Origin of the sequence: Pseudonocardia tropica, from assembly GCF_040105315.1 — a bacterium.
Taxonomy (GTDB): Bacteria; Actinomycetota; Actinomycetes; order Mycobacteriales; family Pseudonocardiaceae; genus Pseudonocardia; species Pseudonocardia alni.
In genome coordinates, this window is sequence record NZ_JBEDNP010000016.1 from 65584 (window position 1) to 86794 (window position 21211).

Consider the following 21211-nt stretch of genomic DNA (forward strand, 5'->3'; position numbering starts at 1 on the left):
CGGGGCCCACCGGACCCCGTCGCCGACCCTAGCGTGATCCGGACCCCGCGCGGCCGGGCCTCGCCTCCCGGTGGGGCGCTGCTCTCGATGGGCCTCGCCGCTCGATGGACCCCACCTCCCGGTAGGCCCCGCCTTCCGGTGCGCCGGCCTCCCGCGAGGCTGCTCAGCGACGGCCCGAGTCGTCCGCGCCCGGACCGATTCCAGCGAGATGCAGCCGAGGGTCCTCACGGCGGTCCGCGGACCACCCTGAGCTGCATCTCGACGAACGGGGCCGCCAGGCCGCCGGATCGTCTGTGCTCGGATCACCTGCGCCGAGATGCAGCTCAGCGGGCCCTGGAGATCCACAATCCCCGCTGAGCTGCATCTCGGCGCGGCGGGACGCGGTGCGGCGGGACGCGGTGCGGCGGGACGCGGTGCGGCGGGACGCGGTGCGGCGGGCGCCCGGCCGACCGCACCGGGGGTGCGGCACAGCGGGCCGGGCAGGGCGGGGGCGGTCCGCGCGGGACGGGGCGAGCAAGGCGAGGGCGGGCCGAGCAGGTCAGGCCGAGCGCGGCAGGGCGAACCGGGGCACAGCACCCCGGGGCGCGCAGAGGGCGGCGCCCTACCCCGTCAGCCCGGTGGTGATCAGCTGGTCCACCGGGGCGCGGTCGTCGGTCAGGACCGGCGCTCCCGCGGTGAACGCGGCGGTGCGGGCCGGGTCGAGGACCGCGCCGGCCGGTTCGGAACGGGCGACGGCGGCGCCGAGGGCGGCCGGGGCGAGCGGCCGGTCCGAGGCGACGACCACGACGTTCCCGCCGCCGCCGGGGGCGAACTCGTCGGGGCGGGCGAGGAGCATCGTCGTCGCGAACCGGGACCCGACGGTCGCGGTGGCGGCCTCGACCAGGTCGAGCGGGTACCGGTCGATCACGTTGAGGACGTAGAGCCCGTCCGGGCGCAGCACCCGCTGCACCTCGTCCAGGAACTCCGCGGTGGCCAGGTGCCAGGGCACCGAGCGGGCACCGAAGGCGTCGCCGACGACGAGGTCGGCGGAGTCGTCGGGCAGCGCGGCGAGGTTCACCCGGGCGTCGCCGGTGCGCACGGTGGTGCCGGGGATCCCGCCCGCGTCCAGGGAGCGGACGCCGAGGTCGATCACGCCCTGGTCCAGCTCCAGCACGGTCGAGGTGCTGCCGGGGCGGGTCGCGGCGAGCCAGCGCGGCATGGTCAGCGCGCCGCCGCCGATGTGCACCGCGTCGACCGGACGCCCCTGCGGGAACGCGGTGTCGACGGCCGCGGCGAACCGCTTCGTGTAGGCGAACTCCAGGTGCCCGGGATCGCCGAGGCGGACGTAGGAGTGGCGCAGGTCGTCGAGCACCAGGTAGCGGCCGGCCGGGTCCGCGGGGTCGGTCCGGACGGCGGCGCAGTAGTAGGTGGTGTCGGCGTCGCAGCGTCCCGGCAGCGCGACGAGCGCGACGGCCAGCAGCAGCGCCGCGGCGCCGCCCTTCGCGATGTCCGAGCGCCGCCGCCGGGGCGCCAGGACGAGCCCGAGCACGAGGCAGGCGGCCGCGGCGACCAGCAGGATCGCGCTCACCGGCAGCAGCGCGACCAGCACGAACCCGGTGAGGAAGGTCCCGGCGAGCGACCCGAGGGTGCCCGCCGCGGACAACCCGCCGACGACCTCGCCGGAACGGTCCAGCCCGGTCAGCCGGGCCTTGGTGACGGCCGGGGTGACCGCGGCCAACGCCGTCACCGAGACCAGGGTGGACGCGGCGACGAGCACCACGGCGGCGTACGGCCCCGCGCCGAGCAGCGGCCCGAGCAGCCGGACCACCGGCCGTACGGCGAGGGTGCCGAGCCCGCCGACGACCATCATCAGCGCGGCGACGGCCACCGGGTCGCGCTCGTCGGCCCACCGCCCACCCAGCGAGGCGCCCGCCGCGATCCCGGCGAGGGCCACCCCGATCACGGCGGTGGTCGACTCGAGCGTCAGTCCGACGTAGGGCGCGACGAGCCGGGTCGCGAGGGTCTCGACGACGAGGATCGCCGCCCCCGAGACGACGACGGCGGTCCGGGCCAGGGCGAGGCGCACCCCGCCATGGTGCCGGTCGGGATCAGGCCCGGTTCAGCCGGAGCACGAGCTTGCCGGTGTTCTCGCCGCGGAACAGCTTTCCGAACACGTCCGGGAAGTCGGAGACGGCGCCGTCGACGACGTCCTCGCGGCTGTGCAGACGCCCGTCGGCGAGCCAGCCGGCGAGCTCGGTGCCGGCCTCGCCCCAGCGGGGGATGTAGTCCCCGACCAGGAAGCCCTCCATGCGGGCCCGGTTGACCAGCAGGTTCAGGTAGTTCTTCGGGCCGGTCACGGCGCCCTCGGCGTTGTACTGGCTGATCGCGCCGCAGATGACGACGCGGGCGTGCATCGCGAGCCTGCCGAGCACGGCGTCGAGGATATCCCCGCCGACGTTGTCGAAGTAGACGTCGACGCCCTCGGGGGCGAGCTCCTCGAGGCGCCGCGACACGTTGTCGGAGCGGTAGTCGATCGCGGCGTCGAACCCGAGGTCGTCGGTGATCCACGCGCACTTCTCGGGGCCGCCCGCGATGCCGATGACCCGGGCGCCCTTGACCTTCGCGAGCTGCCCGACCACCGACCCGACGGCGCCGGCCGCACCGGAGACGACGACCGTCTCCCCCTCCTCGAGGGCGCCGACGTCGAACAGCCCGAAGTAGGCGGTCATGCCGGTCATGCCGAGCAGCGCGAGGTAGCGCTCCGGCGGCACGTCCGCGGTCGGGGAGACCTTCTGCAGGCCGCGGCCGTCGCTCTCCAGGTACTCCTGCACGCCGAGCACACCGGTGACGGTGTCGCCGACGGCGAAGTCGGCGTTCTTCGAGGCGACGACCTCACCGAGGCCGAGCGCGCGCATCACCTCGCCGATCCCGACCGGGGGCGCGTACGAACGCCCCTCGTTCATCCAGCCGCGCATCGCCGGGTCCAGCGAGATGTGGCTGATCCGGACGACGATGCGGCCCTCGCCGGGCTCGGGCACCGGCTCGGTGGTGTGCTCCCACACCTCCGGGCCGGGGGTGCCCTGCGGGCGTGCGGCGAGCCGTACCTGGTGGTTGACCTCGTTGCTCATGGCACCGGTCTACCCCCGTCACGCGCGCGGTACCGCATCACGGTCGTCACGCGCGTGACGGGAATGTCGTCCGGTGACCGAACGGATCGTCGCTACAGGCCCAGGTGCCGCGCGATCAGCATCTTCTGCACCTCGGAGGTGCCCTCGCCGACCTCGAGGATCTTCGCGTCGCGGTAGAACCGCCCGACCGGGTACTCGTTCATGAAGCCGTAGCCGCCGAAGATCTGGGTGGCGTCGCGCGCGTTGTCCATCGCGGCGTTCGACGAGACGAGCTTGGCGATCGCCGCCTCCTTCTTGAACGGCTCCCCCGCGACGAGCAGCCGCGCGGCGTGCTGCCAGGCCAGCCGGGCGGTGTGCGCGCGGGCCTCCATGTCGGCGATCTTGAACTGGATCGCCTGGTAGGAGCCGATGGTGTTCCCGAACGCCTCGCGCTCGCCGGCGTAGCGGACGGACTCGTCGACGCAGCCCTGGGCCAGCCCGGTCGCCAGCGCCGCGATCGCGACCCGGCCCTCGTCGAGGATGGACAGGAACTGGGCGTAGCCGCGGCCGCGCTCGCCGAGCAGGTTCGCCTCGGGGACGCGGACGTCGTCGAAGAAGAGCTCGCGGGTGTCGGAGCAGTTCCAGCCGACCTTGGAGTACTTCTCGCTCACCGTGAACCCGGGCGTGCCCGCCGGGACGAGGATCGCCGAGATCTCCTTGCGGCCGCCCGCCTTCTCGCCGGTGACGGCGGTGACGGTGACGACCGAGGTGATGTCGGTGCCGGAGTTGGTGATGAAGCACTTCGACCCGTTGATCACCCACTCGCCGCCGTCGAGCCGGGCGGTGGTGCGGGTGGCTCCGGCGTCGGAGCCGCCGCCGGGCTCGGTGAGGCCGAACGCGCCGAGCGTGCGGCCCGCCGCGAGGTCGGGCAGCCAGCGCGCCTTCTGCTCGTCGGTGCCGAACCGCAGGATCGGCATGGCACCGAGCCCGACGCCGGCCTCCACGGTGATCGCGACCGAGGAGTCGACCCGGGCCAGCTCCTCCAGGGCCAGGCAGAGGGCGTGGTAGTCGCCGCCCATGCCGCCGTAGGACTCGGGGACGGGCAGGCCGAACAGGCCCATCTCGCCCATCTTGGCGGTGATGTCGTAGGGGAACTCCTCGCGGATGTAGAGGTCGCCGATGACGGGCGCGACCTCCTTGCGGGCGAACTCCTCGACCGAGGCGCGCAGCGCCTCGTACTCCTCGGCGGTGGTGGTGTCCTGGGCGGTGGTCATGCCTGCTCCTCCTGGGTGGCGGGCTCGACCACGAGCAGCACCGCGTCCTTCGCGACGGTGGCTCCGGCCCGGGCCCTCAGCTCGCGCACCGTCCCGTCGACGGGGGCGGTGAGCACGTGTTCCATCTTCATGGCCTCGACGACGACCAGCTTCTGACCTGCGACGACGGCGTCCCCGTCGGCGACCTCGACGACGGTCACCGTCCCCGGCATCGGCGAGACGACCGGCCCGCCCGCACCGCCGGCGGCCGCGGCGGCCTCCGTCGGCGCCTGCTCGCGCACGCCCCAGGCGTGCCCGTCACGGCCGATCCAGACGACCCCGTCGGCACCCTCGGCGACGGCGAACCGGCGGGTGCGGCCCTCCTGGGTGTGCTCGACGACCCCCGGTGCGACGGCGGCGGTGCGGCACCGCGCGACGGCTGCGGCGGGTGTCGCCGACGCCGGGACGGCGGTGTCCCCCGCGTCCCCGTCCGCCCCTCCACCGGCGGCGGGCAGCGCCAGGTCGAACCCGGCCGCCCGACCGCGGGCCCGCACCTCCACGGCGCCGTCGGCGCCCCCGGTGAGCAGGCGGCTCACGGTCCAGGCGGGCTCCCCGACCCGCCAGCCACCGGGGACGTCGAAGGGGTCCACCACGGGCCCGGCCGGCTCCCGGCGCAGCAGCCCGAGACCCGCGACCGCACCGAGGACGTCGGCGGGCACCGTGTCGTCGACGAGCGCGGCGCCACGCCGGGCGATCAGCCCGGTGTCGAGGTCACCGGCGCGGACGTCGTCGTCGGCCAGCAGGGCCCGCAGGAACCCGATGTTGGAGTCGAGCCCGAGCAGAACCGTGTCGCGCAGCGCGGCGTCGAGCCGGCGCAGCGCCTCGTCGCGGGTGGCGCCGTGGGCGACGACCTTGGCCAGCATCGGGTCGTAGTCGGACCCGACGACGGTGCCGGTCTCGATCCCGGCATCGACCCGCACCCCGGGCGGCGGCGTCCAGTCCAGCACCGGCCCGCCGGAGGGGAGGAAGGTGAGCGCGTCGCCGGCAGCGTCGATGCCTGCTCCGCCTGCGCTGCGCGCGACGGCGGTCGCCTCGGCGTACACCCGGGCCTCCATCGCGTGCCCGGTGAGCACCACGTCGTCCTGGGTGATCGGCAGCGGCTCCCCCGCGGCGACGCGCAGCTGCAGCTCGACCAGGTCCAGGCCGGTGACCTCCTCGGTGACCGGGTGCTCGACCTGCAGGCGGGTGTTCATCTCGAGGAAGAAGAACTCGTCGGGACGGTCCGAGCTCACGATGAACTCGACGGTCCCGGCGCCGGTGTAACCGACGCTGCGGGCGGCCTCGCAGGCGGCGCGGCCCATCTCGTCGCGCTGCGCGGGGGTGAGCAGAGCGGACGGCGCCTCCTCGATGATCTTCTGGTGGCGGCGCTGCAGCGAGCACTCGCGCTCGCCGAGGTGCACGACGGCGCCGTGCGCGTCGGCCATCACCTGGATCTCGATGTGCCGCGGCGTGGTGACCAGCCGCTCGACGAGCAGGGTGTCGTCGCCGAAGGAGCCGCGGGCCTCGCGGCGCGCACCGGCGATCGCGTCGGCCAACTGCTCCGGGGCGTGCACCTCGCGCATGCCCTTGCCCCCGCCGCCCGCGGACGGCTTGAGCAACACCGGGTAGCCGATGTCGGCGACGACGGCGGTCAGGTCGTCGTCGGTGAGGCCGGAGCCGTCGGAGCCGGGCACGACCGGCACCCCGGCCTTGGCGACGGTCTGCTTGGCCCGGATCTTGTCGCCCATCGCCTCGATCGCCGACGACGGCGGCCCGACGAAGGCGATCCCCGCCTGTTCGCAGGCGGCGGCGAACGCGGTGTTCTCGGACAGGAAGCCGTAGCCGGGGTGGATCGCCTGCGCACCGGTCGCCCGCGCGGCGGCGATCACGTTCTCCACCGACAGGTAGGACTCGCCGGCGGCGGCCGGGCCGATCCGGACGGCCTCGTCGGCGGCGCGGACGTGCGGGGCCGCGGCGTCGGCGTCGGAGTAGACGGCGACCGACCGGACGCCCAGCGAGCGCAGGGTGCGGATGACGCGGACCGCGATCTCGCCGCGGTTCGCGACCAGGACGGTGTCGAACATGGGGGCCCTCACATCCGGAAGACGCCGAAGGCCGGGTCGGCCAGGGGCGCGTTGGCGGCGACGGACAGGGACAGCCCGAGGACGGTGCGGGTGTCGGCGGGGTCGATGACGCCGTCGTCCCACAGCCGGGCGGTGGAGTAGAGGGGGTGGCCCTGCTCCTCGTACTGGGCGCGGATCGCGTCCGGGTCTGCGTCGCCGACGGTGCCGAGCACGGTGGCGGCCTGCTCGCCGCCCATGACCGAGATGCGGGCGTTGGGCCACATGAACAGGAACCGCGGCGAGTAGGCCCGCCCGCACATCGCGTAGTTGCCGGCGCCGAAGGACCCGCCGATGACGACGGTCAGCTTCGGCACCCGGGTGGAGGCGACGGCGGTGACCATCTTCGCGCCGTTGCGGGCGATGCCGCCCGCCTCGTACTCGCGGCCGACCATGAACCCGGAGATGTTCTGCAGGAACACCAGCGGGATGCCGCGCTGGTCGCACAGCTCGACGAAGTGCGCGCCCTTGGTCGCGGACTCGGAGAACAGGATCCCGTTGTTGGCGACGATCCCGACCGGGTGGCCGTGGATCCGGGCGAAGCCGGTGACCAGGGTGGTGCCGTACTCGGACTTGAACTCGGCGAACCGGGAGCCGTCGACGACGCGGGCGACGACCTCGCGCACGTCGTAGGGGGTGCGGGTGTCGGTGGGCACCGCGGCGTAGAGCCCGGCGGGGTCGACGGCGGGCTCCTCGGTGGGGCGCACCTCCCACGGCCGCGGGGCGCGCGGGCCCAGCGTCGCGACGATCGCGCGGACCCGGGCGAGCGCGTCGGCGTCGTCGACGGCGAGGTGGTCGGTGACGCCGGAGACCCTCGCGTGCAGGTCCCCGCCGCCCAGCTCCTCGGCGGTGACGACCTCGCCGGTCGCGGCCTTCACCAGCGGCGGGCCGCCCAGGAAGATCGTGCCCTGGTTGCGGACGATGACGGCCTCGTCGCTCATCGCGGGGACGTAGGCGCCACCCGCGGTGCAGGAGCCGAGGACGGCGGCGATCTGCGGGATGCCCTGCCCGGACATCTGCGCCTGGTTGTAGAAGATCCGGCCGAAGTGCTCGCGGTCGGGGAACACGTCGTCCTGCTCGGGCAGGTACGCGCCCCCGGAGTCCACCAGGTACACGCAGGGCAGCCGGTTGTGCAGCGCCACCTCCTGCGCGCGCAGGTGCTTCTTGACCGTCATCGGGTAGTAGGTGCCGCCCTTGACGGTCGCGTCGTTGGCGACGACCACGACCTCCCGGCCGGCGACCCGCCCGACCCCGGTGATCATCCCGGCGCCGGGGGCCTGGTCGTCGTACATGCCGTGGGCGGCCAGCGGGGACAGCTCCAGGAACGGCGACGACGGGTCGACCAGAGCGTCCACCCGGTCGCGGGGCAGCAGCTTCCCGCGCTCGACGTGCCGGACCCGCGAGCGCTCCGGCCCGCCGAGCCGGGTCCGCTCCAGCCGGTCGCGCAGGTCGGCGACCAGGGCGCGGTGTGCGGCGTCGTTCTCCGCGGCGCGCGGGTCGGCCGGGTCCACCGCCGTGCCGAGCCGCGGGGCCTCCGGGGCCGGCGCGGGTGGGGCCTGCGGTGCCGTCATCGGACCTCCCGGGGAGCGCTGTCTGTTAATGACCGTTAACAGGTTAGCGGTTGTTAACACGTGGCGTCCAGAGCGGGCGTCCCGCGGACTAGGCTGGGGTGCGTGCGCCTGCTACTGGTCGAGGACGAGAAGCCGCTCGCCGAGCTGGTCCGCCGTGGCCTCGCCGGGGAGGGGCACGAGGTGGAGGTCGCGCACGACGGCCCCACCGGGCTGCAGCTCGCGCTGACCGGCCGGCACGACGTGGTCATCCTCGACATCATGCTGCCGGGCCTGTCGGGCTACCGGATCCTGCAGCACCTGCGCGACCGCGGCGTGTGGACGCCGGTGCTCATGCTGACCGCCAAGGACGGCGAGTACGACGAGGCCGACGCCTTCGACCTCGGCGCGGACGACTACCTGACCAAGCCGTTCTCGTTCGTCGTGCTGCAGGCGCGGCTGCGCGCGCTGCTGCGCCGGGCCGGGGAGGCCGCACCGACCGCGCTGCGGGTCGGGGATCTCACCCTGGACCCGGGCACACACCGGGTGCACCGCGGCGAGACCGAGATCCCGCTGACCCCGCGCGAGTTCGGCGTGCTCGAGCACCTGATGCAGAACACCGGGCAGGTCGTGACCAAGACCGACATCCTGCGCTCGGTCTGGGACGCCCACTACGACGGCGAGGTCAACGTCGTCGAGGTCTACGTCGGCTACCTGCGCCGCAAGATCGACGCGCCGTTCGGGACGCACAGCATCGAGACGCTGCGCGGCGTCGGCTACCGGATGTCCGAGCCCGCGCCCGCACCGCCCCGCTGACCCGCGGGGACCCGCTCAGCGACGACGGTCGAACGGCCGCCGCGGCGACGGCGTCCCGACCGGCTCCCGCTCGTCCCGGGCGGGCTCGCGCCCGGTGTCCCGGGTGTCACGGGCCGTCTCCCGGCTGGCGACGGCGGTGCCGCCACGGCCCCGCCGCCCGCGCGGCGTGACGACCGGCAACGGGCGGGTGGCGTTCTCGTCGAACGGGCTGCCGACGGTGTTCGGCCGGATCGGCAGCGGGCCGGTCGGCGGGTCGAGACGACCGTGGGCGGGTGGTGCGGACACGTCGTCCTCCGGGTCGGGCGGGGTCGTCACCGGACCGCTGTCCGGGGTCCGACCGTCCGTGCCCGAGCCGTGGGTGACGGCCGGGTCACCGGGCGTGCGGATCATGCCATCCGGACCGGCGGTCCCGCGCGCCGACGCGCCCGCCCCCACGGAGCCCGGGGGCACCGGACGGGCCGGGGCCCCGGGAGCGACCCCGGGGCCCATGACCGGGCGGCCCGGGGCGGTGCCGTTCGACGCCGCGCCGCCCTGCGCCGCACCGTTCCGCGCCGGGTCCGGCTGCGCCGTGCCTTCCTGCGCCGTGCCGTGCTCCGGCGTCCCGTGGTCGGCCTCGTCCTGCCCCAGCCACGCGTCCGGACCGAAGTCGGCGGGCTCCTCGGCCCGCGCCCACGGCGACCGCGCGGTCACCCGCGGGATCGGGCCGGAGGGCCGGTCGTCGCACAGCTCCGCGGCCGGCTCGCCGTCGAGCCCGGCACCGGCGTGCTCGTCGCCCACCGGTTCGGGGGTCTCCTCCTCGGGCAGCGGCGCCGTCGCGGCGGGCACGGTGACCCGGAACCGGGCCCCGCCCAGCTCCGACGAGGTCGCCTCCACGGTCCCGCCGTGCGCCGCGACCAGCTCGGCGACGATCGCCAGGCCGAGCCCGGAGCCGCCGTCGCCGCGGGAACGGGCCTCGTCGAGCCGCACGAAGCGCTCGAAGACCCGGGCGCGGTCGGCCTCGGGGACGCCGGTGCCGTCGTCGTCGACCTCGATCACCGCGAGGTCGCCCTCGGCCCGGACCGACACCGCGACCGTCGACGACGCGTGCCGCTTGGCGTTGTCGACCAGGTTGCGCAGCACCCGGACCAGCTGCCCGCGGTCACCGACCACCCGCACGGGCTCGCTGGTCACCCGGACCGCGACGGCGGTCTCGGCCGACGGACGCTCCCGCTCGGCGTCGGCGATCTCGTCGAGGTCGACCTCCTCGCGGCGCGGCGCGATGCCGCGCTCGTCGGCCCGGGCGAGGAACAGCAGGTTCTCGACCAGGCCGGTCAGCCGGGAGGCCTCCCCACGCAGGACGTCGACGGTGGCCCGGTCCGCGGACGCCTCCGGCATGCCGGAGCCGAGCAGCTCCAGGCCGGTCGACACGGTCGCGAGCGGGCTGCGCAGCTCGTGGCTGGCGTCGGCGACGAAGCGGCGCTGGGTGGCCTGGGAGGACTCGATCCGCCCGAGCATCTGGTTCATGGTGCGGGCGAGACGACCGACCTCGTCGCGGGCGACCGGCTCGTCGACGCGCTGGGAGAGGTCCTTGTCGCCCATCCCGGCGACCCGGGACCGCATGTCCTCCACCGGACGCAGCGCGCGGCCGGCGAACAGGTAGGTGAAGCCGCCCGCGACCAGCACCAGGAGCGGGACACCGCCCGCGACGAGCCAGGTGACGAGGTCGACGGCGTTGTGCATCTGGTCGGTCGGCTGGGCGGAGTAGATCGTGATCGGCCGGTCGAAGGCCCGCACACCGAGCCCGACGACCATCATGTTCTCGGTCTCGAGCGGGCCGGGCTCGGGCTCCGGGCCGCCCGCGTCGTGGAAGGTGACCGGCACGTCCATCTGGGAGCGCGTCTCGTGCGGGGCGAGGACCCAGTCCACCAGCTTCGGCTGCCCGTCCAGCGGCTCGGACGAGGCGAACACCTCGATGTTGCGGCCCTCGCCGTTCGACCCGACCCGGTCGTCCGGCGCGCCGGTCCGGTCGCTCCAGGCCGTGACGACCTGCACCAGGTCGGTCCGGCGGGCGGTGGTCACCACCGCGTTCTCCTTGGCCGGGTCGCCGGGGCGGTAGTCGGCGAAGTTGGCCTGGATGCGCTCGGCCACCTGCTGGGCGTTGGCCAGCAGCGCCTCCTCGGTGTTGCGCTTGAGCTGGTTCTCCAGGATCAGCACCAGCGACACACCGGCGACGACGAGCACCATCGCGACCGCCGTCGCCGCCGCGAGGGCGGACGCGGCGCGCACGCCGAGACGCTCGCGCATCCGACGCAGGGTCCTCATCACGCCCACGAGGGTATCGCCGTCGACCTGTGCGGAGCCTGAGACGGACCGCACTCCGGCGTTAACAACCGTTAACAGACGACGCTACGATCGCCCGATGGTCGCAGCAGGACCCTCCCCCGCGGACGGCGCGGGCGCGCGCACCGAGGCCCCGTCGCGGCGCGAGCAGATCCTCACCGAGGCGGCCCGGCTGTTCGCCCGGCACGGCTTCCACGGGGTGAGCATCGCCGACCTGGGCGCCGCGGTCGGCGTCAGCGGCCCCGCGCTCTACCGGCACTTCCCCGGCAAGGAGGCGCTGCTCGCGGAGCTGCTCATCGACATCTCCGAGCGCCTGCTCGACGGCGGCCGAGCCCGCGTGGACCACGACGACCCCGGTGCCGCGCTCGCCGACCTCGTCGACTTCCACGTGGCGTTCGCGACCCGCGAGCCGGAGCTGATCGTCGTCCAGGACCGGGACCTGGCGAACCTGCCCGAGGAGCCGCGCCGCACCGTGCGCCGGCTGCAGCGCACCTACGTCGAGCTGTGGGTGGACACGCTGCGCCGGGCGCACCCCGACATCGCCCCGGCCGAGGCCCGCACCGTCGCCCACGGGGTGTTCGGCCTGCTGAACTCCACGCCGTACGCACCGCGGGCCGAGCAGCCGTCCCCGCGCGGGGCGGACGCCCGGGCCGCGGTGCTGCGCCGGATGGCGCTGGCCGCGCTGGCGGTCGCCCCGGCCTGAGCACCGGTCAGACCCCGATGCGCTCCCGTTCGGGAACCACGGCGACCGGCGCGACGGCGGCCCGGGCCCGCCGGTCCTCCCGGCGCGTGACGACGAGCAGCCGCAGCCCGTTCAGGCACACCAGCACCGTCGACAGCTCGTGCCCGGCGACGCCGACGACCAGCGGCAACGTCCCGACCAGGTCCCACCCGACCAGGACGACGACCACCGCGGCGGCGAAGGCCAGGTTCGCCCGCGCGATCCGCCGCGCCCGCCGGGCCAGCACGACCAGTGGGGCCAGCGAGCCGAGCGGGTCACGGGTGAGCACGCCGTCGGCGGCGTCCAGGGACAGCGCCCCCGCCCCCTCGGAGACGACGAGCCCGACGTCGGCCGACGCGAGCAGCGGCGCGTCGTTGATGCCGTCGCCCGCGGCGAGCACCCGGCGGCCCCGTGCCTGCTCGGCGCGGACGACCTCGACCTTGCCGCCGGGCAGCAGCCCGGCCCGCACCCGGGTCAGGCCGAGCCGGTCGGCGAGCACCCGGGCCGGGCGCTCGGCGTCGCCGGTGAGGACCTGCGGCTCGCCGCCGACCTCGCGGCGCAGCGCGGCCAGCGCGGTCGCGGCGCCCGGACGCGGCTCGTCGGACAGTCCGACCACCCCGGCGGGCTCGCCGTCCACCAGCACGACGACGGCGGTCCGCCCCGCCTCCTGCAGCGCGGCGACCCCGGGGACCTCCACGTCACCGGCGAGCTCCGGGCGCCCGACGGCGACGCTCCGCCCGTCGACGACCGCCCGCACACCCTCGCCCGGGATCCCGGTGAACCCCTCGGCGTGGGGCAGGTGCAGGCCGCGCTCCAGGGCGTGCGCCCGCACCGCCCGGCCCAGCACGTGCTCGCTGCCGGCCTCCGCCGCCCCGGCCAGGGCGAGCAGCTCGTCGGCGCGACGGGACCCGAGCGGGGTCACCGACACCACCTGCGGGCGGCCGGAGGTCAGCGTGCCGGTCTTGTCGAGCACCACGGTGTCGACCTCGGCGAGCGCCTCCAGCACGGTGACGTCCTTGACCAGCGTCCCGCGCCGGCCGGACACCGCGACCGCGGCGAGCAGCGGCGGCATCGTCGCGAGCACGATCGCGCACGGCGATGCCACGATCATGAAGACGATCGCGCGCAGCAGCGTCTCCTGGAACGGGGCGCCGAGCAGCAGCGGCACGGCGAGCAGCAGCACCGTCCCGGCGACGACCAGCACCGAGTAGCGCTGCTCGACGCGCTCGATGAACAGCTGGCGGCCCGCCTTGGTCTCCGCGGCCCGCTCGACCTGCGCCGCGACCCCCGCGACGACGGTGTCCGCCGCGTCCCGCGAGACCCGGACCCGCAGCACGCCGGTGCCGTTCACGGTGCCCGCGAGCACCGCGTCGCCGGGCACGGTGCGGGCCGGGACCGGCTCGCCGGTCAGCGCGGAGGTGTCGACCTCCGACACCCCGTCGAGCACGGTGCCGTCGCCGGGGACCCGCTCCCCCGGGCGCACCACGACGACCTGCCCCGCGACGAGCCCGGCCGCCGGGAGGGTGCGCTCGGAGCCGTCCTCGTCGACGACGGTGGCCGTCTCCGGGGCGAGGTCGAGCAGCGCGTGGATGCCGGCACGGGTGCGGGCGGTCATGACCGACTCCAGCGCGCCGGACGTCGCGAAGATGACGACGAGCAGGCCGCCGTCGAACCACTGTCCGATCGCGGCCGCCGCGACCGCGGCGACGATCATCAGCAGGTCGACGTCGAGCCGTTTCTCCCCGAGCGCGCGCAGCCCCTCGAGCGCGGGCTCCCAGCCGCCGAGGACGTAGCAGGCCAGGTACAGACCGACGACCACGGCGGACGGCGCGCCGAGCAGGTCGGCCCCGAGCGCGGCCAGGAAGGCCAGCAGGGAGGCCCCGGCCCAGCGGACCTCGGGGAGGGTCAGAACGGATCGCATGCGTGGAACCGTACCTGCGCACACACGAAGATACGCAGTCAGCCATCCAGATGGTGAGACGGTGGACCATCCGCGCAGTCACGCAGGTATCCTCGGCGTCGTGCACGAGTCCATCCACGGCTTCGCGATGCCGCCCGAGGACGAGGTCCGCCGGGTGGCGGACGCGATGCGCATGCTCTCCGACCCGACCCGGGTCAAGATCCTCTGGGCGCTGCTGCAGGGCGAGTCCTCGGTGGCCTGCCTCGCCGACCTGGTCGGCGCCGCCCCCACCGCGGTGAGCCAGCACCTGTCCAAGCTGCGGCTGTCGGGCCTGGTCGGGAACCGGCGCGAGGGGACCTACGTGTACTACACCGTGGAGGACGCGACCGTCCGCGCAGTGCTGGAGCGGCTGCTCGGGCAGGGCACGGCCGTCGACGGGTAGGTCCACGGCGGGACGGGTACGCGGATCGGGAGGACACGACCGATCTTCCCGGAGGAGCGCACCCCATGCCCCAGCTCAGCATCGGCACCGAGAACGGCAGCCCGGTCGAACTGCACTACACCGACCAGGGGTCCGGCACCCCCGTCGTACTGATCCACGGCTGGCCGCTGTCGGGGAGGTCCTGGGAGAAGCAGGTCCCCGCGCTGGTCGACGCCGGTCACCGGGTCGTCACCTACGACCGTCGCGGCTTCGGCCAGTCCTCCCAGCCCTGGGACGGCTACGACTACGACACCTTCGCCGACGACCTGCACGCCCTGCTCGTGCACCTCGACCTGCGCGAGGCCACCCTCGTCGGGTTCTCGATGGGCGGCGGCGAGGTCGTCCGCCACATCGCGCGGCACGGCACCGACCGGGTCGCCCGCGCCGTGCTGGCCGCGGCGGTCCCGCCGTACCTCTACCGGTCCGACGACAACCCCGACGGCGGTCTCGACGACGCCACGATCGAGCAGTTCCAGGCCGGCGTCACCGGTGACCGGATCGCCTTCCTGGAGGAGTTCACGTCGAACTTCTTCGCCGCCGGCGACCGGACCGACCTGATCAGCGAGCCGAACCGCGCCTACCACCGCGCGATCGCCGAGTTCGCCTCGCCGAAGGGCACCCTGGACTGCATCACCGCGTTCGGACGCACCGACTTCCGCGACGACGTGCAGAAGGTCTCCGACGCCGGCATCCCGACCCTGGTCATCCACGGCGACGCCGACGCGATCGTCCCGTTCGAGGTGTCCGGCAAGCGCTCGCACGAGGCGATCGAGGACGCGCAGCTCGCCCTGATCGAGGGTGGCCCGCACGGCCTCAACGCCACCCACCCCGACGAGTTCAACGCCGCGCTGCTCGACTTCCTGAAGTCCTGAGCGCCCGCCCCGGGTTTCCGCTGTGGGCGGAACCCGGGGACCGCGGCCGCCGTCCGGCCCTACCGTGCTCCCATGAGCGAACCCCTCTGGCGGCACGCACTCGGCCGTGAGCTGCGGCGACGGCGGCACGCCCGCGGCGAGACCCTGCACGCGACGGCCGGGCGCGCCGGGGTGTCCCCGCAGTACCTCTCGGAGGTGGAGCGGGGCCGCAAGGAGCCCTCCAGCGAGATGATCGCCGCCGTCGCCGGGGCACTCGGGACCGACCTGGCCGGGCTGACCCGCGGCGTCGCCGACGGTCTCGCGACGGCGCCGCGGGCGCGCGGACCGCAGTGCGCCTACACGCTGGCGGCCTGACCCGGCGCCGCTCAGCGACGCTCGCGGGTGCGCGGCGCCTGCGGTTCGAGCACGGTGTCGAGCAGGCCGTAGTCCCGGGCCGCGGACGCGGTGAACACGCGGTCGTGGTCGGTGTCGGCGCGCAGCCGCTCGACGGTCTGCCCGGTGTGCCGGGCCAGGATCTCCTCGATGTCGGCGCGGATCCGGACCAGCTCGTCGGCCTGCAGGATCAGGTCCGGGATGGACCCGCGGCCCTGCGCCGCCGGCTGGTGCAGCACGACCCGGGCGTGCGGCAGCGCGCCGCGGCGCCCCTCGGTCCCGGCGGCGAGCAGCACCGCGCCCACCGACACGGCCTGGCCGACGCACGTCGTCGCGACCGGGCAGCGGACGTGGCGCAGCGTGTCGTAGATGCCGAGCATCGCGCTGGGGTCGCCGCCCCCGCAGTTGACGTAGAGCTGCACCTCGCGGTCGGGGTCGTCGGCCTCCAGGAACAGCAGCTGGGCGATCAGCGCGTTCGCCACGCCCGCGTCGATCTCGGTGCCCAGGTAGACGACCCGCTCGGTGAGCAGGTGGGAGTAGACGTCGAGGACCCGCTCGCCGCCCGGGGTGCGGGCGATGACGTTCGGGATCGTGTAGGTGCTCACCGCCGTCACCGCCCCACGCCGAAGCCGGTCGGGACGGCACCGCGGCGCGGCACCACCTGGTCGAACCGGTCGACGACGGCGTCGACGAAGCCGTAGTCGAGCGCCTCGGCCGCGGAGTACCAGCGGTCGTGCAGCGAGTCGGTGAAGATCCGGTCCACCGGCTGCCCGGTGTCCTGGGCGATCAGGCCGAGCACGGTGTCGCGGGTGTGGCGCAGGTCGTCGGCCTGCAGCTCGATGTCGACGGCCGTCCCGCCGATCCCCGCCGAGCCCTGGTGCATCAGCACCCGCGAGTGCGGCAGCGCGCGGCGCTTGCCCGGGGTGCCCGCCGAGAGCAGGAACTGCCCGGCGCTGTAGGCGATGCCGAGCACGAGCGTCGAGACGTCGCAGGGCACCAGCCGGAACAGGTCCCGCAGCGCCAGCATGGCCGGCACCGACCCGCCGGGCGAGTGGATCCAGAAGGCGATGTCGGCGTCCGGGTCGCGGGCGGCGAGTGCCACGACCTGGGTGGCGAGCAGGGTGCCGTTGTCGTCGTCGAGGGGACCGTCGAGCACCACGACGCGCTGGTCGTAGAGGTCGCGGCGGGCGCGGTCGTCGAAGCGCGGGGTGCGCGGTGAGTCGCTCATGACCCCACCGTGGCCGGGGGACGGCCCGGTCCGCGCCCGGTTCTGCCCTGGGCAGCTCCGCCCAGGGCGAACGCGCCGGTCAGCCGGGGTGACCGCCGTTGTCGCGGTGCCGGTCGGCGAACACGTCGTAGCCGGCACCCTGGTCGCCCTGGACCAGGCGGCGCAGCGCCTCCTGCGCCGCGGCGCGCGGGTCGGCGGGCGCCTCGCCGGTGACCGACTGCGGGCCGGTCGAGGACGCGTCGAGGTAGGGCCGGGGCCGCGACGGCGGCGGGGCCGGCGCCGGCCGCGGCGGCGGGGCGTGCGCGTCGGGCGGGGGCGCGACCGGGTCGTCGAACCCGCCGCCGTGCCCGGCCGGGCGCGGGCGCGGCGCGGCGTCGTCCGGACCGCGGTGCCGGGCCGCGGCCGACGGCTCCGGGGACGGCCGCGCCGGAGCGCTCTCCCGGCCGGTCGGGGCGACGACGATCCGGTCCCCGGCCGGGTTCCGCCCGGCGTCGACCGGGCCGGCGTCGCCCGGCTCCTCGGGCAGGTGGGCCAGCGCCTCGCGCAGGTCGGCCAGCGGCAGCGGCCGGGTCGTCGTGACCGCGAACGCGACCCGCCCGGCCAGCGCGATGCCCGGCCAGCCCTGCGAGGCCAGCGCCAGCCGCTCGCCGACCCGGTCGCAGAGCCCGGCCAGGTGCCGGTCGGAGGCACCGGGCACGACCAGCGCGAACTCGCGCTCGCACAGCCGCAGGGCCGCGTCGACCGGGCCGAGCGGCTGGGTCATCGCCGCCGCGACCTGGTGGGCGGCGAACCAGGCGGCGCGGTCGTCGTCGTGCACGACGGAGCCGTCGAGGCCGGGCAGGTCGAACAGCGCGAGGCCGACGGGCAGCGTCTCCGGCCCGGCCGGACCGGCGAAGCGGTCCAGGGCCTCGGCGGTGGGCAGACCGCTCGCCGGGTCGACCGCGGCGGTGGTCCGGGCGGCCGCGGCGCGCTGGGCGTCGGCCAGCTGGGACCGCAGCTCACGGGTACCGGCCCGGGCCGACAGCAGCCGGTCGATCATGTGGTTGAGCGAGGTCGTCGCCCAGGCCTCGCCGGTGGTGCCCGCCGACGCCGCCGGGTCGCCGCCGGTCGGCATCGAGGAGCCGAGCAGCTCGTCCACCGTGCGCCGCACCGAGGCCGGCAGCCGGTCCCCCAGCGCGAACCGCAGCCGCGCGAGCTCGGTCCCGGCCTGGGCGCGGGCGTAGCCCCAGCGGCCGAGGAACACCCGACCGGCCTCGCCCTGCTCGCGCGGGTCGCGGGTGTACTGGTCGGTCGCGACCAGGAACGCACCCGCCCCGGGCCCGAGCGCGACGACGCTCCACTCCGACGCCAGCGGCTCCGCCGGGTCCAGCACCACGAGGTGGACGCCGTCCGGCACGTCGTGCACCCCGCCGTCGGCGAAGGCGACGACGACGTGCATCCCGGCCTGGGCCATCCGCGCGTAGACCTCGCGCTCGCGGTCGAAGAAGCGCAGCTGCTGGAACAGCGCGACGACGACGGTCGGGTCCTCCCGCGGCCCGGACATCACGGCGCGCTCGATGGAGTGCGACAGGTGCACGAGCAGCCGCTTCGACGCCGGTTCCGGACGGGCGCCCGAGGCCCGTTCCCAGGCCTCGCGGCGGCCCTCGGACAGCCCGTCGACGTAGGCCTGCTCCGAGGCCACCCGGACGGCGTGGGCAAGCGGTCCCTCGGACATGGGTGACCTCCGGTCGTCGGACGGCGCCCCGGTTCGCGACTGCGGGATCACGCCGTGTGTCGAGCCAACAACCGCGGGTCGCCGAGGGCAACCGGCGGCCGGGTACGTCCGGTGGGACCGCAGGTCACTGCGACCAGCGGCGTGACGACCGCCGGTCCGCCCACCACACGGCCGGGCGGGAGGACGAACGGACGATCAGCCGTCGAGGGCGGCGACCGCCCGCCGGGCCGCGATCGGGTCGGCCGCGGCGCAGGCCGCGCGGGCCCGCTCGCGGCACTGCTCCACCGTCAGCCCGGCCAGGTTCGCCCCGACCGCGGCGAGCGCGCCAGAGCCCATCGACAGGCTCGCGACACCGAGCCCCACCAGCACCGCGGCGAGCCCCGGGTCGGCGGCGGCCTCGCCGCACACCCCGACCGGGGTGCCGGTGCGCGCCGACGCCTCGCCGAGCAGCCCGAGCAGCCGCAGCAGGGCAGGCTGCCACGGGTCGTTGAGCGCCGCCACCGGCCCGGACTGCCGGTCCGCGGCGAACAGGTACTGGGCCAGGTCGTTGGTGCCGACCGAGACGAAGTCGACCTCGGCCATGATCTCGTCGGCGGTGAGCACCGCGGCCGGGATCTCGATCATCACGCCGGCCTGCTCGATGCCGTGCGCTCGGCAGCGCTGCACGAACCAGCGTGCCTCCTCGGCGGTGGCGACCATCGGCGCCATCACCTTGAGCGCGACGCCGGTCTCCTTCGCCGCGGCGGCGAGCGCGGCGAGCTGGCGCTCCAGCACGCCGTCGCCGTTGCCGGGGACGCGGGCGATCCGCAGGCCGCGCACGCCCAGCGCCGGGTTGGGCTCGCCGTCGAGCGACAGGAACGGCAGCGGCTTGTCCGCGCCCGCGTCGAGGGTGCGGGCGGTGACCGGCTTGCCGGAGAACGCGGACAGCACCGCGGTGTAGACCTCGCGCTGGGCGGCCTCGGTCGGCTCCTCGGCCGCGGAGAGGAACGCGAGCTCGGTACGGAACAGGCCGACGCCCTCGGCCCGGGCGTCCGCCGCCTTCGCCGCGCCGGGGCCGTCACCGACGTTGGCCAGGACCGGCACGACCAGGCCGTCGGCGGTCCGGCCGACGCCGTCCCACTCGGCGGTGACCGAGGCGGCGGCGGCGAACGCGGTGGCCTCGTCGAGGGTGGCGACCTCGACGACCTCACCGGTGCCGCCGTCGACGGTCAGCGCGGCGCCCTCGGCGATCCGGGTCGCGCCCGCGCAGCCGACGACCGCCGGGATCCCCAGCGAGCGCGCGAGGATCGCGGTGTGGCTGGTCGGGCCGCCCTGCTCGGTGACCAGGGCGAGGGCGACGCCCGGCTTCAGCCCGGCGGTGTCGGCCGGGGCCAGGTCGGTCGCCACCAGAATCGCCGGCGCGGCCGGGTCGACAAGGTCGGCGACGCCCGGCGCCGGGAGCCCCAGCAGCTCGGCGACGATGCGGTCCCGCACGTCGTGGATGTCGCGGGCGCGCTCGGCCATGTAGCCGCCCATCGACGACAGCATCTCCGCGAAGGAGTTCGCGGCCTCCCACACCGCGCGCGCGGCGGGGCGGCCCTGGCCGGTGACCAGGTCCTGCGCGCTCTCCAGCAGGGCCGGGTCCCCGACCATCGTCACGGTCGCCTCGAGCACCTCCCGCGCGTCCCCGTCGACGGTCGCGGCGCGCGCGGTCAGGCGCTGGGAGACCAGCTCGACGGCCGGCGCGATCCGCGCGGCCTCGGCGGCGGCGTCGGCCGGGGCGGGGCCGGCGGCCGGCTCCCCCGGCGGCTCGGCGACACGGACGACGCGGCCGCCGGCACGGCCGGGGCTGGCGGGGATTCCGGTGAGGGCGGTCGTGCTCGACATGAGTGGCTCCCGGGGTTACTTCGACGTGACCCGTTGACAAACACAGTAAAACCCACATACTCAGACACAAGCAAGCATCGAAGCGGGAGCGAACAAAGATGTACGCAGCGGAGCGTCAGCAGTGGCTGCTCGACCGGACCCGGGATCGGGGCCGGGTCGACGTGGCCGCTGTCGCCGAGGAGCTCGATGTCACCCCCGAGACCATCCGCCGGGACCTCGGGGCCCTGGAGCGCCAGGCCCTCGTCCGGCGGGTGCACGGCGGGGCGATCCCGTCGGACCTGCTGAACTTCGAGCCCGGGGTCGGCCAGCGCGACAGCCAGTTCGGCGCGGAGAAGGAGCGGATCGCCAAGGCCGCCCTCGCCGAGCTGGGCACCGCCGCGACCGTCCTGCTCGACGCCGGGACCACGACCTCCCGGCTCGCGAGCACCCTGCCCCGCGAGCGCGACGTCACCGTCGTCACCAACTCGCTGCCGATCGCGTCCTCGCTGGCCGGGCGCCCGAACGTGGACCTGCGGCTGCTCGGCGGCCGCGTCCGCGGGACGACGCTCGCCACCGTCGACGACTGGGGCACCGAGGTGCTGGCCGGTCTCACCATCGACGTCGCCTTCCTCGGGACCAACGGCTTCTCCGTGGCACGCGGCCTCACCACACCCGACACCGGCGAGGGCGCGACCAAGCGGGCGATGCTGCGCGCCGCCCGCCGCACCGTCGTCCTCGCCGACGCCAGCAAGTTCGGCTCCGACCAGTTCGTCCGCTTCGGCACGCTGGCCGAGGTCGACACGCTGATCACCGACACCGGCCTCGACGCGGCGGACGCCGCCGCGCTGGAGGCCGCCGGCCCCAAGGTGGTACGCGCATGACACCCCGTTCCGTCCCC

Annotated in this window: 17 protein-coding genes; 6 read left to right on the forward strand and 11 right to left on the reverse strand. The window is 75.4% G+C overall.

Annotated features, from left to right (window positions below):
* Positions 1-601: 601 nt before the first annotated feature.
* From WHI96_RS22645 to WHI96_RS22665, 5 genes are all read right to left on the reverse strand, one after another.
* Positions 602-2065: a fused MFS/spermidine synthase gene (locus tag WHI96_RS22645; protein ID WP_345653026.1), complete on the reverse strand. Its 1464-nt coding sequence runs from the start codon at positions 2063-2065 to the stop codon at positions 602-604.
* Between the two features lie 22 nt (positions 2066-2087).
* Positions 2088-3107, reverse strand: coding sequence for an NADP-dependent oxidoreductase (locus WHI96_RS22650; RefSeq protein ID WP_345653027.1), 1020 nt, complete (start codon positions 3105-3107; stop codon positions 2088-2090).
* A 92-nt stretch (positions 3108-3199) separates the two neighbouring features.
* Positions 3200-4360, reverse strand: a complete 1161-nt coding sequence (locus WHI96_RS22655; RefSeq protein WP_345653030.1) for an acyl-CoA dehydrogenase family protein — start codon at positions 4358-4360, stop codon at positions 3200-3202.
* Entirely contained in the window at positions 4357-6462 is a 2106-nt protein-coding gene (locus WHI96_RS22660) for an acetyl/propionyl/methylcrotonyl-CoA carboxylase subunit alpha (RefSeq protein ID WP_345653033.1), read from the reverse strand. Before WHI96_RS22660 ends, WHI96_RS22655 begins: the two co-directional genes overlap by 4 nt.
* An 8-nt stretch (positions 6463-6470) precedes the next feature.
* Positions 6471-8069 (reverse strand): carboxyl transferase domain-containing protein, encoded by a 1599-nt coding sequence (locus WHI96_RS22665; protein ID WP_345653036.1) that lies wholly within the window; start codon positions 8067-8069, stop codon positions 6471-6473.
* Between the two features lie 102 nt (positions 8070-8171).
* Here WHI96_RS22665 and WHI96_RS22670 point away from each other — a divergent pair, with 102 nt between their 5' ends.
* Positions 8172-8861 carry a response regulator transcription factor gene (locus WHI96_RS22670; RefSeq protein WP_345653039.1) on the forward strand — a complete coding sequence of 230 codons (690 nt, stop codon included), beginning with the start codon at positions 8172-8174 and terminating at the stop codon, positions 8859-8861.
* 15 nt (positions 8862-8876) lie between these two features.
* Here the strand turns inward: WHI96_RS22670 and WHI96_RS22675 are convergent, their stop codons facing one another.
* The gene (locus tag WHI96_RS22675) at positions 8877-11162 is read right to left on the reverse strand and encodes an ATP-binding protein (RefSeq protein WP_345653041.1); all 2286 of its coding nucleotides are present in this window, start codon (positions 11160-11162) and stop codon (positions 8877-8879) included.
* Positions 11163-11259: 97 nt separating this feature from the next.
* Here WHI96_RS22675 and WHI96_RS22680 point away from each other — a divergent pair, with 97 nt between their 5' ends.
* The gene (locus WHI96_RS22680; protein WP_345653043.1) at positions 11260-11883 is read left to right on the forward strand and encodes an SACE_7040 family transcriptional regulator; all 624 of its coding nucleotides are present in this window, start codon (positions 11260-11262) and stop codon (positions 11881-11883) included.
* 7 nt (positions 11884-11890) lie between these two features.
* Here WHI96_RS22680 and WHI96_RS22685 read toward each other — a convergent pair whose 3' ends face one another.
* Positions 11891-13822, reverse strand: a complete 1932-nt coding sequence (locus WHI96_RS22685) for a heavy metal translocating P-type ATPase (RefSeq protein WP_345653045.1) — start codon at positions 13820-13822, stop codon at positions 11891-11893.
* A 100-nt stretch (positions 13823-13922) separates the two neighbouring features.
* Between WHI96_RS22685 and WHI96_RS22690 the strand changes: the two genes are divergently transcribed.
* From WHI96_RS22690 to WHI96_RS22700, 3 genes are all read left to right on the forward strand, one after another.
* Complete coding sequence (locus WHI96_RS22690) at positions 13923-14243, forward strand: ArsR/SmtB family transcription factor (protein WP_345653047.1); 321 nt, start codon at positions 13923-13925, stop codon at positions 14241-14243.
* A 65-nt stretch (positions 14244-14308) separates the two neighbouring features.
* A complete protein-coding gene (locus WHI96_RS22695) occupies positions 14309-15154 on the forward strand; it encodes an alpha/beta fold hydrolase (RefSeq protein ID WP_345653048.1) in 846 nt (281 codons plus the stop codon).
* 72 nt (positions 15155-15226) lie between these two features.
* A complete protein-coding gene (locus tag WHI96_RS22700; protein WP_345653050.1) occupies positions 15227-15508 on the forward strand; it encodes a helix-turn-helix domain-containing protein in 282 nt (93 codons plus the stop codon).
* A gap of 11 nt (positions 15509-15519) precedes the next feature.
* On the opposite strand, the gene WHI96_RS22705 is transcribed toward WHI96_RS22700, so the two are convergent.
* The 4 genes from WHI96_RS22705 to WHI96_RS22720 all read right to left on the reverse strand — a co-directional run bounded on the left by WHI96_RS22705 (position 15520) and on the right by WHI96_RS22720 (position 20334).
* A complete protein-coding gene (locus WHI96_RS22705) occupies positions 15520-16131 on the reverse strand; it encodes a ClpP family protease (RefSeq protein WP_345653053.1) in 612 nt (203 codons plus the stop codon).
* A gap of 5 nt (positions 16132-16136) precedes the next feature.
* Positions 16137-16754: a ClpP family protease gene (locus WHI96_RS22710; protein WP_345653056.1), complete on the reverse strand. Its 618-nt coding sequence runs from the start codon at positions 16752-16754 to the stop codon at positions 16137-16139.
* 79 nt (positions 16755-16833) lie between these two features.
* Complete coding sequence (locus WHI96_RS22715) at positions 16834-18468, reverse strand: DICT sensory domain-containing protein (RefSeq protein WP_349302440.1); 1635 nt, start codon at positions 18466-18468, stop codon at positions 16834-16836.
* A gap of 195 nt (positions 18469-18663) precedes the next feature.
* Positions 18664-20334, reverse strand: a complete 1671-nt coding sequence (locus WHI96_RS22720) for a putative PEP-binding protein (protein ID WP_345645694.1) — start codon at positions 20332-20334, stop codon at positions 18664-18666.
* A gap of 98 nt (positions 20335-20432) precedes the next feature.
* Between WHI96_RS22720 and WHI96_RS22725 the strand changes: the two genes are divergently transcribed.
* Positions 20433-21194 carry a DeoR/GlpR family DNA-binding transcription regulator gene (locus WHI96_RS22725; protein WP_345645697.1) on the forward strand — a complete coding sequence of 254 codons (762 nt, stop codon included), beginning with the start codon at positions 20433-20435 and terminating at the stop codon, positions 21192-21194.
* The last annotated feature ends 17 nt before the right edge of the window (positions 21195-21211 follow it).